General features: G+C 58.6%; 12 protein-coding genes and 1 tRNA gene. 5 read left to right on the top strand and 8 right to left on the bottom strand.

Annotated features, from left to right (window positions below):
* Nucleotides 1-153 precede the first annotated feature (153 nt).
* On the bottom strand, nucleotides 154-927 hold the full coding sequence (locus U5A08_RS07490) for an SDR family oxidoreductase (protein WP_321851033.1): 774 nt from the start codon (nucleotides 925-927) through the stop codon (nucleotides 154-156).
* 16 nt (nucleotides 928-943) lie between these two features.
* Nucleotides 944-1,681: a TSUP family transporter gene (locus U5A08_RS07485; protein ID WP_321851031.1), complete on the bottom strand. Its 738-nt coding sequence runs from the start codon at nucleotides 1,679-1,681 to the stop codon at nucleotides 944-946.
* Between the two features lie 219 nt (nucleotides 1,682-1,900).
* Between U5A08_RS07485 and aptA the strand changes: the two genes are divergently transcribed.
* Nucleotides 1,901-3,211 (top strand): omega-aminotransferase AptA, encoded by a 1,311-nt coding sequence (gene aptA / locus U5A08_RS07480; protein WP_253394024.1) that lies wholly within the window; start codon nucleotides 1,901-1,903, stop codon nucleotides 3,209-3,211.
* An 81-nt stretch (nucleotides 3,212-3,292) separates the two neighbouring features.
* Here the strand turns inward: aptA and pdxR are convergent, their stop codons facing one another.
* Nucleotides 3,293-4,804, bottom strand: coding sequence for a MocR-like pyridoxine biosynthesis transcription factor PdxR (gene pdxR, locus U5A08_RS07475; RefSeq protein WP_321851029.1), 1,512 nt, complete (start codon nucleotides 4,802-4,804; stop codon nucleotides 3,293-3,295).
* 181 nt (nucleotides 4,805-4,985) lie between these two features.
* On the opposite strand from pdxR, the gene tauA reads away from it, so the two are divergent.
* The 3 genes from tauA (at nucleotide 4,986) to U5A08_RS07460 (ending at nucleotide 7,771) form a co-directional block, all read left to right on the top strand.
* Nucleotides 4,986-5,993, top strand: coding sequence for a taurine ABC transporter substrate-binding protein (gene tauA, locus U5A08_RS07470; RefSeq protein ID WP_253394020.1), 1,008 nt, complete (start codon nucleotides 4,986-4,988; stop codon nucleotides 5,991-5,993).
* Between the two features lie 72 nt (nucleotides 5,994-6,065).
* The gene (locus U5A08_RS07465; RefSeq protein ID WP_253394019.1) at nucleotides 6,066-6,905 is read left to right on the top strand and encodes a taurine ABC transporter ATP-binding protein; all 840 of its coding nucleotides are present in this window, start codon (nucleotides 6,066-6,068) and stop codon (nucleotides 6,903-6,905) included.
* Nucleotides 6,902-7,771 carry an ABC transporter permease subunit gene (locus U5A08_RS07460; protein WP_253394018.1) on the top strand — a complete coding sequence of 290 codons (870 nt, stop codon included), beginning with the start codon at nucleotides 6,902-6,904 and terminating at the stop codon, nucleotides 7,769-7,771. Before U5A08_RS07465 ends, U5A08_RS07460 begins: the two co-directional genes overlap by 4 nt.
* Before the next feature lie 228 nt (nucleotides 7,772-7,999).
* On the opposite strand, the gene U5A08_RS07455 is transcribed toward U5A08_RS07460, so the two are convergent.
* The 5 genes from U5A08_RS07455 to dapA all read right to left on the bottom strand — a co-directional run bounded on the left by U5A08_RS07455 (nucleotide 8,000) and on the right by dapA (nucleotide 11,688).
* Nucleotides 8,000-8,089: transfer RNA gene (locus U5A08_RS07455), tRNA-Ser, on the bottom strand.
* Between the two features lie 83 nt (nucleotides 8,090-8,172).
* The gene (gene purC / locus U5A08_RS07450; protein ID WP_253394017.1) at nucleotides 8,173-8,886 is read right to left on the bottom strand and encodes a phosphoribosylaminoimidazolesuccinocarboxamide synthase; all 714 of its coding nucleotides are present in this window, start codon (nucleotides 8,884-8,886) and stop codon (nucleotides 8,173-8,175) included.
* Between the two features lie 27 nt (nucleotides 8,887-8,913).
* A complete protein-coding gene (locus U5A08_RS07445) occupies nucleotides 8,914-9,672 on the bottom strand; it encodes an MBL fold metallo-hydrolase (RefSeq protein WP_253394016.1) in 759 nt (252 codons plus the stop codon).
* Nucleotides 9,673-9,676: 4 nt separating this feature from the next.
* The gene (bamC, locus tag U5A08_RS07440) at nucleotides 9,677-10,792 is read right to left on the bottom strand and encodes an NlpB/DapX family lipoprotein (RefSeq protein ID WP_253394015.1); all 1,116 of its coding nucleotides are present in this window, start codon (nucleotides 10,790-10,792) and stop codon (nucleotides 9,677-9,679) included.
* A 17-nt stretch (nucleotides 10,793-10,809) separates the two neighbouring features.
* Complete coding sequence (gene dapA, locus U5A08_RS07435) at nucleotides 10,810-11,688, bottom strand: 4-hydroxy-tetrahydrodipicolinate synthase (RefSeq protein ID WP_247400446.1); 879 nt, start codon at nucleotides 11,686-11,688, stop codon at nucleotides 10,810-10,812.
* 273 nt (nucleotides 11,689-11,961) lie between these two features.
* Between dapA and U5A08_RS07430 the strand changes: the two genes are divergently transcribed.
* Nucleotides 11,962-12,522, top strand: a complete 561-nt coding sequence (locus tag U5A08_RS07430; RefSeq protein ID WP_247400444.1) for a glycine cleavage system transcriptional repressor — start codon at nucleotides 11,962-11,964, stop codon at nucleotides 12,520-12,522.
* Nucleotides 12,523-12,531 lie beyond the last annotated feature (9 nt).

Below are 12,531 nucleotides of genomic sequence, written 5' to 3'. Positions count from 1 at the left end.
CCGGTGACAGGCTCAGGAATAGCCGTTGCACACGCTAGCGATCAGTGCTTGGAGTGTCTAAAGCGCACGTACTCTAGAGTCGCTGAAGGGGATCTGAAATTTCCCGGAATGCTTCATTGACATCCCTAAACCCTTAGCTTCGTTGATCCACACTTACGCGCCATTTGACGAGCCCCGCGTGATCGCAAAATTGTTCCAGGATTGGGTGATAGGCATCAATTCCAGGCTATTAATGTTGATGTGGGCAGGCTGGCTGAGGACCCAGAAGATAGTTTCGGCGATGTCCTTTGGCTGGATCGGATTGGCGCCTGCATACACCGCATCGCATTTCGACTGATCGCCCGAGAAGCGCACCAGGGAGAATTCGCTCTCGCACAGGCCCGGCTCGAGGTTGGTCACCCGGACGCCTGTGCCTTGCAGGTCGCAGCGCAAGTTAAGCGAGAACTGACGGACAAATGCCTTACTGGCGCCATATACATGGCTGCCAGGGTACGGCCAGTTGCCGGCTATTGAACCTAGATTGACGATGCTGGCGCCCGCGCCATGGGCGATCAATCGCGGTAGCAGCAGACGTGTCGAATACAGCAGGCCTTTGATGTTGGTGTCGACCATGATGTCCCAGTCATCCAGATCGCAGTCCTGCGTCGGCGAGGTGCCGAGCGCCAGTCCAGCGTTGTTGATCAATCCGCGAAGCTTACTGAACCTCGGTGGCAAACTGAGGATGGCCTCTTGCATGGCCTGTCGGTCACGCACATCCACCACCAGTGGCAGCACGTCAATCTGTGCCGAGAGTTCATCCGCTAACGCCGTCAGACGATCTTCGCGGCGACCGGTCAGGATCAGCGACCAGCCTGCTGCGGCAAAACGTCGTGCACAAGCTTCGCCAAAACCGGATGTGGCGCCAGTGATAAAAAGTGTCGGGGTCATTGGGACTTCCTTTGATTCAGGACCATACATGACCGAGCAAACCGAAGCCTGCCAGCGCCAGCAACAGCCATTGAGTAAAACGTGCCGCCGCTTCGGCACGTATGCGGATGAACAACTGTTGGCCGATCCACAGGCCAACCAGCAAGGCAGGCATCAGGTACAAAACGTGAGTTTGTGTCTGGTTAGGGATCGCCCCGGCCAGTCCCAGCCCCAAAATCGCTGCCAGGTCCACGACGAAAAAAAACAGGATAAGGGTGGCGCGCAAGGCCACAGCGCTCAGCCCGATATGACTGAGCCAAGCCACAACCAGCGGACCGCCGATGGAAAACGCCGCGATCAACGCGCCACTACTGGCACCGACCATCCAGCCGCCTACTTGTCCTTTGCCCATTGGCAGCGTGACCCGGACCAGTCCGAGTAACGCCAGCAGCCCGACGAGTAAATAGACGCCAATGCTCAACCAGTCGCTGTTCATTCCGGTCAGCAACCAGATGCCGCAGGGCACACCGCAAGCGGCGGCAATCAGCAAGCGCTTGAGTTGCGGGTAGTCGGCTTGTGGCACGGCACCGCGCAAGAGCATCAGACTCGACAAGACTTCCAGACACAGCACCAGCGGTACGGCCTGATTCAGAGGGCCGAGCATTGCCAGACCGACAACGGCGATGGCGGCAAAGCCGAATCCGGTGAGGCCGCGAATGACTGCCGCGACCAGTACACACAGCACGTTAAGGACAAAGCTCAGTTCAGGATTCAAGGCCGGCTTCCCCAGTAGAATGACGCCACTCTATTCAAGCGCCAGGTCTCACTTTAGATCCAGACAGGCATTTCGATGGAGCCAGAGTGGCGTATAGACCTAGCACTGCGCCCCATCCTGGCTCCATAAAATCCCCCATCTGGATCTAAGGCCTGAAGACGTGCATGGCTAGGCTGATGACCATCGGCCTTTACCGTGTCCACCTTCAGGAGTGAACCCATGACAACGAATCTTGATCATCAATGGATGCCTTTCACTGACAACCGTGAGTTTCAGCGTGCGCCGCAGCTGTTTGTTCGGGCCGAGGGACTGAGCTACTGGACCGCCGATGGTCGCGAACTACTGGATGGCAGTTCAGGTCTTTTTTGCAGCGCAGCGGGGCATGGTCGTTCGGAAATCGCCGAGGCCGTGTCGAAACAATTGATGACCCTAGACTTCACCCCTCATTTTCAGCGCGGTTCGCCGCTTTCGTTCGAACTGGCCGAACGACTGAGCGAATTGCTGCCTGAAGGCCTGAACAAGCTGTTCTTCACCAACTCAGGTTCCGAATCAGTGGACAGCGCGATGAAGATTGCCCTGGCCTATCATCGCGCTCGCGGCGAGGGGCAGCGCACACGATTTGTGTCTCGTGAGTGGGCGTATCACGGTGTCAACTTTGGCGGCGTGGCCTTGTCCGGAATGATGCGCAACCGTCAGGCCTTCGCGGCGGGCGGACTGCCTCATGTTAGCCACATGCGGCACACTTGGCAGGAAGAGCAGCGCTTTCAACTGGGCGAGCCAAACAGCGACATTGATCTGGCCAGCGATCTGGAGCGCATCATCGCCACCCACGGTGCCGACAGTATCGCGGCTTGTTTCGTCGAACCGATTGCCGGCTCCATTGGCGTTTACGTGCCGCCAGCCGGTTACCTGAAGCGTCTGCGGGACATCTGCGACAAGCACGGTATTCTGCTGGTGTTCGACGAGGTCATCACTGGGATCGGTCGAACGGGTAAGGCGTTCGCCGCGCAGAGCTTCAACGTGAAGCCAGACATCATCACCATGGCCAAGGCTCTCACCAACGGTGCGATTCCGATGGGAGCGGTGGCAGTGGATCAGGCAATTTTTGACACCGTCGTCGGCGCCAGCAAAGGCTCTGGACCAGAGTTCTTCCATGGCTACACTTACTCGGGGCATCCCGTGGCGTGTGCGGCAGCGCTGGCTTCGCTGGACATCTACCGCAATGAAGGCCTGTTCGCCAAAGGCGAGAAACTGTCGCCATACTTCCTTGAATGCGTGAGTGGTTTGCGCGGTCTGCCGCAGGTCAGCGACCTGCGTGGTTACGGCATGCTCAGCGGTATTCAGCTGACCCCGGGAGAAGCACCAGGAGCGAAAGGAAACCGCGTGCAACGAGCCTTATATGAAGCAGGCCTACACGTAAAAACCACTGGGGACGCGATCATCTTCGCCCCAGCATTGGTGGCTGAGCGGCAGCATGTGGATGCGATGATTGAGATCCTCAAGAGCACGTTGGGTCAGGAGAATCTGTAACGTCTGATCGGGTCCCAAAGCGGTGTAACTGCCGAAGGCTGCAATCTGCTCTGATGGACAGTCTCAGCCTTTTGGCAGTGTTTACAGGCTCGCGGTGGACTCAACCTGCAAGCTGCATTTCATCTCTCGCCAAGCATCTCCCAGCGCGGTAATCCCCGGCTCGATCAACTCCTCTGCAATCGCCCCAAACCCCAGCCTGAAATGGTATTGCGGGCGTTCACTTCCCAAAAAATGGATATCCCCCGGCTCGATCAAAACGCCGCGCTTGGCCACCAAACGCTGTAATACCCACGCATCCAGTTCCGCTGGGCAGGTCACCCACATAGACGAACCGCCGGCCATGCCGCTTGCGTGACAATCGGGCAAATGCTCGGCCAATGCACGGCTGATCAATAGCCACTTGCGAGCCAAACGATCCCGCTGGCGGCGGGCATGGGCGTCGTAGTGTCCCATCGACAGAAACAGCGCCAGCGTGCGCTGATTGTTGGAGGGGGGATGACGGTAGATGTAACGCCGTAACGCCCGCAGTTCGTGAATCAACTCCGGATCTGCGGCAATAAATCCCAGGCGCAGCCCAGGCAGCAAGTTTTTGGTCAGACTGCCTAGATAGATCACTCGACCGCTGTCATCGAAACTTTTTAACGAGGGATGGTTGCTTCCCAGATAGTTTTGCTCGCTTTCGTAATCGTCCTCGATCACCAGGAAATCACGCTCTCGGGCGCTGGCCAGCAATTCCAAACGACGATACACCGGCATCGTCACGCCCGTGGGCGATTGGTGGCTGGGCGTGCAAAACAACATTTCACAGCCATCAAGTTGCTCGTCCACTACGAGACCTTGGCCGTCGATGCGCAAGGGTCTTAACTCACAACCAATCAAGCCGAAAATATTGCGAGCGTCTACGTAGCCTGGATCTTCCAGGCCCATGATCAGCCCCGGTCGTCCCAGCAGTTGTGCAAGCATGTACAGCGAGTTTTGTGTTCCGATGGTCACCAGAATCTCTTCCGGCCTGGCCTTTATTCCGCGCTTGGGCAGCACACGTTGAATGATCTGTTCCACCAACAACGGATCATCCAGCGTCACCTGATCGTCGACCCAAGAACGCATGTGCGCGCCCATGGCCGCGATGCGCGCACAGTCACGCCAGCGCGCTACAGTTTGCTCGTCTGCTTCAATCTGCCCATATATAAATGGGTAACGGTACTCACGCCAATTGCGCGGTTTGACGATCGCACGCATCTGCGCCGATTCGGTTTGCATGCGACTTCCCCAGTCCGGCGCGTGGTCCGGCCGGTCGAACAGTTTCTGACTGGAAGGACGCAGACTGATGTTCAGTTGCTGGCGCAGGAATTTCTCGTTGATGAAGTAACCCCGTCGGTCGGATGGAGTCAGATAACCGTCCTGCGCCAGTTGCTCGTAAACGAGAACCACGGTGTTGCGCGAGACCTTCAGCAGTTGGCTGAGCTTGCGCGATGACGGCATCGCCTCGCTGGGCGGCATCGCGCCATCAAGGATCGCGTTGAGCAGCCGCTCGCGCAATTGTTCCTGCAAGCCCCTACCTGCTTCGAACGGATGAAAATAGCGCTCCAACATAGCCCAAACTCCCGCTTTGGCGCCCCCTAATGACGCACCAAAAACGCTACAGGCCTTATTGTACAAGGGGTGTGAAACCCGCTGGCACTAAAGGCCGTAGCAACTGGATCTAAAGCAAGCTTCGAGCCGGCACTAAGATCGCATGAACTTTAAACATGTCATCCCACCCTGGAGTTCCACCATGCTCAAGCCCCTGCATAAATGGATTCGCCGATCACTCCTGTTGCCGCTGACTATTGGCTTCGCCGCCACCGTTAATGCCCAAACCGTTACCATCGGCGTGCAGAGCATGTTTGCGCCGTGGAAGAACGCTATAGCCGAGAAGGAATTCGAGAAAGCTACCGGCTGGGATATCCAGTGGCGCAACTTCGACAGCGGCGGCGATGTGATGCTGGCGATGGCCTCCGGTGACGTGCAGATCGGGGTGGCGGGCAGTAGCCCGATCGCCGCAGCGGTCAGCCGTGGCGTCGACGCGCAGTTGTTCTGGATTCTCGACAACATTGCCAGCGCTGAAGCATTGGTAGTACGCAATGGCAGCGGCATCGTCGCACCGCAGGACTTGGTAGGTAAAACCCTCGCGGTGCCGTTCGTGTCCACGACGCATTTTCATGCCTTGTTTGCCCTCGAGCAGTTTGGCCTGACCGGTAAGGTCAAGGTTATCAATCTGCAACCCTCGGACATTCCGGCGGCGTGGGAGCGTGGCGACATTGACGCTGCCTTTATCTGGGACCCGGCGCTGGGTCGACTGAAACAGAGCGGTCACGTGTTACTAACCTCGGGCGAACTGACCAACTGGGGCAAAGCCACCTTCGACGGCATTGTCGTCGACAAGAAATTTGCGGCCGAAAACAAGGATGGCATGACCTCGTTCACCAAAGTTTTGCAGGCCAGCACGGGCGATTACGTCAAGGCTCCGGCCACCTGGACGGCCAGCTCGCCGCAAGTGATCAATATCGCCAAACAGTCTGGCGCCAAGCCTGATGAAGTTCCGCTGGTGCTGGCGCTGTATCAGTTCCCGCTTGCGTCCGAACAGGCCAGCAACAAGTGGCTGGGCAACGGTAAAGACAGCGGCGCAGCCAAGGCGCTGGCAGCAACGGCGGAGTTCCTCAAAACGCAGAAAAAAATCTCGGCTGTGCTGCCGGACTACAGCGTCGCCATCATCCCCGACTTTGTTCAAGCCGCCGAGTAGTCCGACGCAACCCCTGCATCGTCCGACCCGCCAATGATCGGACGATGCCGACCCCAGCATGAGGAAACTGCCATGACCCTGAGCCTCAAAATCCACGATGTCTCGGTGCTCTATCCGGGGCAACAGAAAGGCCAACAGGTCAGCGCCCTGGCCGGAGTTAACCTGAACATTGCCGCCGGTGATTTTGTCGTTGCGCTGGGCGCATCAGGGTGTGGAAAAACCACGCTGCTAAATTTGATGGCGGGGTTCATCCAGCCCAGTAGCGGCCTTATCACCTTGGGCGACTATCAAGGACAGGTGCCAGAAAAGTACGGCGCAGGCGCAGAGTTGCGCGATCAAGTCTCCGGCCCCGGTGCCGAGCGTGGGGTGGTGTTCCAGAAGCATGCGCTGTTGCCGTGGCTAAATGTGCTCGACAACGTCGCTTTTGGCCTGAAGCTGCGCGGCGTGTCAAAGATCGAGCGTGAAGAGCGGGCCATGTATTTTCTTGAGCTGACCGGGCTGGCGGATTTTAGCGGGCATGCGATCTATCAGTTGTCCGGTGGCATGCAACAACGGGTTGGCATCGCTCGCGCGCTGACCAACGATCCACAAATGCTGCTGCTTGACGAACCGCTAGGCGCGCTCGACGCACTGACTCGCGAGCGCTTACAGGAGCTGATTCTCGACATCTGGCACAGCACGCAAAAAATGATGTTTTTCATCACCCACGATGTCGAGGAAGCGCTGTTCATGGCTACCCGACTGATCATTATGTCGCCGCGTCCCGGCCGTATCACCCACGAATTCCCGGTGGACTTCGGTAAGCAGTTCCTCGCATGTCGCAACGCTCGATCAGTAAAGTCCAGCCCGGACTTCATCGCGCTGCGCGAGCAAATTCTGAGCATCATTCATGGTGACGAGGTGGCCGCATGAGCCTGCTCGATGAAAAACAACGCCGCGCGGTAATACGCACCTGGAACGAGCTGCGTCGCGCAGCTCCTGCCAAGCCCGGCGAGCAATATGGCGCGCCAGGTAACGGCTCGAGTCTGACATTGAGCCTGGCAACCATCTGCGTAGTGTTTTGCACATGGTACATCGCCACCAACGGCGGCTGGGTTAAACCGCTGTTCCTACCATCGCCACAGGCTGTGTGGGCGCAATTGATAGATGTGTTTCAGGAAGGCTTTGCCGACGCCACCTTGCTCAAGCACATTGGCTGGAGCGCCTTGCGGGTGTTTGGTGCGTTTGTGCTGGCTGTGCTAACCGCTATTCCAGTCGGCATCCTGATGGGAGTCAATCGTGTGGCTCGCGGGATCTTCGATCCGCTGGTTGAGTTCTATCGTCCACTGCCACCGCTGGCTTATTTGCCATTGGTGGTCATCTGGATGGGCATCGGCGAGGGCTCAAAAATTCTGCTGATCTATCTCGCCATGTTCGCTCCGCTAGCCCTGAGTGCGCGGGCTGGTGTGAAGTCTGTGGCCATCGAACAGATTCACGCAGCGTACTCCATGGGTGCCAGTCGCGCCCAGGTACTCAAGCACGTGATCATGCCAGCGGCGTTGCCTGAAGTGCTAACGGGGATGCGCATCGCCATCGGCTTTGGATGGACTACTCTGGTTGCCGCTGAAATGGTTGCCGCCACCGCCGGCTTGGGTTTTATGGTGCTGACCGCTTCCAAGTTCATGGCCACCGACGTGGTAATCATGGGCATTCTGGTAATTGGCGCCATGGCACTGCTGTTCGACCTAGGTATGCGCTGGCTCGAACGCAAGCTGGTACCCTGGAAAGGCAAGGTTTAGTCGTTGGTGGTTGGCGGTAGGCCAACGAACGAGCAGCTTCGGGATTTATGGCAAATCAGATCGTGCCCGGTCTCTGTCCCTAAAGCGTTTGCTGCGAACGCCTGCTATTGGCTGACTCTCTTGAAAAGATCAGAGAGGGTAGGTAAGCATGGAAAGCTCGCACTCTGCTCGACAGTCACCACAAAAAAGCCCCGTAGCTTGTTCAGCTACGGGGCTTTTTCTATGTAATGGCGGAGAGATAGGGATTCGAACCCTAGGTACCGGTGAAGGTACAACGGATTTCGAATCCGTCCCATTCGGCCACTCTGGCATCTCTCCAACGGCGCGCATCATAACAGCCCATCTCAGGAAAGCAAAGCGCAGAAGCGATTTTTTTCCGTGCTATCAGATGCTTGCGTCGATTACAGCGGTACGCCGAGGCGCTTGGCGACTTCTTCGTAGGCTTCGATCACATCACCGAGGCCTTGGCGGAAGCGGTCTTTGTCCATCTTCTTCTTGGTGTCCTTGTCCCACAGGCGGCAGCCGTCCGGGCTGAATTCGTCGCCCAGGACGATGGAGCCATCGTGGAACACGCCGAATTCAAGCTTGAAGTCGACCAGCAAGAGGCCGGCGTCGTCGAACAGTTTGCTCAGGACGTCGTTGACCTTGAGGGACAATTCCTTCATGCGCGCCAGTTGCTCGGCGGTGCCCCAGCCGAACGCCACGACGTGGGATTCGTTGATGAACGGGTCGCCCTTGGCGTCGTCCTTGAGGAACAATTCGAAGGTGTAAGGGTTGAGCTTGATGCCCTCTTCCACGCCCAGGCGCTTGACCAGGCTGCCGGCGGCGTAGTTACGCACGACGCATTCAACCGGGATCATGTCCAGCTTCTTGACCAGGCACTCGTTGTCGCTCAGCAGTTTGTCGAATTGGGTCGGAATGCCGGCCGCTTCGAGTTTCTGCATGATGAACGCGTTGAACTTGTTGTTCACCATGCCCTTGCGATCAAGTTGTTCGATGCGCTTGCCGTCGAACGCCGAAGTGTCGTTGCGAAACAGCAGGATCAGGCGGTTGGCGTCGTCGGTTTTGTATACCGACTTGGCTTTGCCGCGGTAGAGTTCTTCACGTTTTTCCATGATGGGCTCCGCTTTGAGTGAGGTGGGCTAGGCGATGTGTCGCCAGTCGAGCCCTGAATCTTGATCGGCCAGTTGCAGCCAGTCCGGGTCGCACCCAAGGGTATCGACAAAACATTGCCGGGCCAGCTGCGGCAGGTTGTTCTTGCTGCTCAGATGGGCCAGGACCAGGTGTTGCAGGTCTTGCCAGCCCAACTCATACACCAGGTACGCCGCCTGGTGGTTGTTCAAATGCCCGAGTTCGCCGCCCACCCGTTGCTTGAGAAAGTACGGGTAATGACCGCGAGCCAACAGGTCTCGGCAGTGGTTGGACTCGATCATCAATGCATCGAGATCCCGGTAACCGTCCAGCACCTTGGCGCAGTAGGAACCCAGGTCGGTGAGTACGCCGAAACGTCGCTCACCGCCACTGAATACATACTGCGTCGGCTCCTGGGCGTCATGCGCCACGGCAATCACATCGATGCTCAAGGCACCGATCTGCAGTTGCTCGCCACCGGCCAGGAAGCCTGCGGGTTCAATGGGTTTGCGCATCCCGCGCAAGGTGCCGCGACTCAGGTACACCGGAAGATTGTAGCGCCGAGACAGCAAACCCACGCCATGCACATGGTCTGCATGTTCGTGGGTCACCAGAATCGCGCTCAGCTGCGAGGGGTGAACCCCCAAGCGCAACAGGCGCCGCTCGGTTTCTCTTAACGAGAAACCACAATCCACCAGCACATACGTGTCGTCATGAGCGACCAGCGTGCCGTTCCCTTGGCTACCGCTGCCGAGAACGGCAAAACGCATCGGATCAGCCCAGGTTGTCCTGAATCACGCCCAACACTTTGCGCGCTGTTTCAGCCGGCGCAACGGTGTTGATGTTCTTCTCGACGGTGACTTGCACGCTGTCGCCAACCTTGCTCAAACGAATCTGATAACGCTCGGCGCGGGTTTCGATCTCTTCCTTGGTCGGGGCGCTGCCGAACAACTTGCTGAAGAAACCTGGCTCGTCGTCTTTCTTCTCGGCTTTTTCCGCCACGTTGATGTAGTACAGGCCCAGGCTGCGGTTGATGTCTTCAACACGCCAAGGGCCTTGTTCCAACGCGCGACCAACACTGGCCCAGGCACGGTCCAGGTCTTCACCCAGGTTCAGCACCACGTTGCCGCTGCCGTCTTCGGTGAGGCTGACGCGGCTCGGGGTGTCGTAATCACGCGCGGCGAGCAGGGAGATGGAACCGCCCTTCTCGGAGATACGGCTCATGCTGGCCAGCATCTCGTCGACCAGTGCGGCATCGACGCCGGTGTTGACCGAGCGATTGGTGAACTCGACGTTGGAGGTGCTGCCGGCAGGACGCTCGGCACTGACCACATAGACTTCACTGGTATTGCGCTGCACACCAGGCTCGATGCGTACACGCACGCGGGCTTCGGCGTCAGCGGCGACACCACCGGACTGCAGGCGCTTGGCCATGCTGGCCGACAGCTCGCTGCCTTGCTGCCACGCTGTAGTGAACTCACCCGTCTGCGGGCGCTGCTCGTCGATACGGAAGCCGTTGTCCTGGAAGAACTGCACCGCCACCGGCCAGACTTCGGCAGGTGGGCGCTGCGCCACGATCCAGCGCGAGTCGCCGCTCTTCTGCAGGCTGTAGTCGCTGGCATCCGCCACGGCCGAGATCGGCTGTGGACGCGGCACCACGTACTCACCTTTGGTGGTGTCGTCGGCGACGTTGCGCGGGATCGGCAGCAACGGATCAAGGCGCTTGGCGACGCTGACGTCCGGCGGCAGTTGCATCGGTTTGGTTGCTTGTGCTTCCAGGTAATCGCTGCCGCGGTCACGGAAGTAGCCTTCCGGGCCCCAGATCCAACCGCAGCCACTGGTGCTGGAGATAATCAAGGCAAGTGCGGAAAGTCCGGCCAATCGCTTCATGCGTAGTGCTTCCTCAATTAAACCAGGACGCCGGACTGGCGCAGGGCCTGTCGCAGCGGTTCGTGACAGGCTTCGCTGAGACGGGTGAGCGGCAGACGGATACCGTCCGGCATCATGCCCATTTCAAACAGCGCCCATTTCACGGGGATAGGGTTGGATTCGATAAACAGTGTCTTGTTGAGCGGCATCAACTTCTCGTGGATCGCACGCGCAGTCACGGCATCGCCGGCGAGGGCGGCGGCGCACATGTCACTCATGGCGCGCGGGGCCACGTTGGCGGTCACCGAGATGTTGCCCTTGCCACCCAGCAGGATCAGCTCGACCGCAGTGGCATCGTCACCGGAATACACCAGGAAGTCGCTGCTCACGCCGGCCAGGATGTCCTTGGCGCGTTGCAGGTCGCCGGTGGCTTCCTTGATACCGATGATGTTTGGCACGGTGGACAGGCGGATCACCGTCTCGGCCTTCATGTCGCACGCAGTGCGACCCGGCACGTTGTAGAGGATCTGCGGGATATCGACCGCTTCGGCAATGGTGCGGAAGTGCTGGTACAGGCCTTCCTGGGTCGGTTTGTTGTAGTACGGGGTCACCAGCAGGCAGGCGTCGGCGCCGGCCTTCTTGGCGTTTTTGGTCAGCTCGATCGCTTCGCGCGTCGAGTTGGCGCCCGTACCGGCGATCACGGCGATACGGCCCGCGACACGCTTGACCACGAACTCGATGACCTGGATGTGTTCTTCCACGTCGAGGGTGGCCGATTCACCTGTGGTGCCGACCGCCACAATGGCGTTGGTGCCCTCTTGCAGGTGGAAGTCCACCAGTTTGCCCAGGCTATCCCAGTCGAGACGACCTTGTGCATCCATGGGTGTGACCAGTGCCACCATACTGCCCGCAATCATGCAACCGCTCCTGCCGGAAAAAGAGAGCCGTAATGGTACTGGCGCCAAGATGCTTGTACAAGCGAAGTACCGCCTGAGGACGCGTTCTGGATCAACTAAACGACGGGCAATGCCATCATTGCGTGAAAGTACCGGTCGAGGCGGGGTAAAAACCCGCTGATTACGCAATGAAAACGCCACCTCCTATCCCTTGGCGACGCTTTTCGCTACCCTTCATGCTTTGATCGATACAGCCCTCACCGTATCGACCGCTCATCGTTTTAGGAAGGCTGCATGTCCACCCCCACAGTTCGCGAACAATTCCTTGTTATCAGTGCCCTCGGCGCCAACCCCATGGAGCTGACCAACGTCCTGTGCCGCGCCAGCCATGAAAACCGCTGCGCCGTCGTAACCTCCCGCCTCACGCGCCATGGCGAGTGCAGCGCGCTGGTGCTGCAGATTTCCGGCACCTGGGATGCCTTGGCGCGCCTGGAGACCGGCTTGCCGGGCCTGGCCAAGAAGCACAACTTCACCGTCAATGTGGTACGCAGTGCCGCGCTGGAAAATCGCCCACAGGCCCTGCCTTATGTGGCGTATGTCAGTTCTGCCTACCGCTCGGACATCGTCAACGAGTTGTGCCAGTTCTTTATCGACCAAAACGTCGAACTGGAAAACCTCACCTGCGACACCTACCAGGCCCCGCAAACCGGCGGCACCATGCTCAACGCCACGTTCACCGTGACCTTGCCGGCCGGCGTGCAGATCAGTTGGCTGCGCGACCAGTTCCTGGACTTCGCCGATGCGCTGAACCTCGACGCCCTGATCGAGCCGTGGCGCCCACAGAACCCAATGTAAGGAAGCCCC

This window comes from Pseudomonas paraveronii, assembly GCF_963681955.1.
Taxonomy (GTDB): Bacteria; Pseudomonadota; Gammaproteobacteria; order Pseudomonadales; family Pseudomonadaceae; genus Aquipseudomonas; species Aquipseudomonas paraveronii.
Note: the sequence above shows the minus strand (reverse complement) of the source record. Positions and strands in the feature narration are given on the sequence as shown.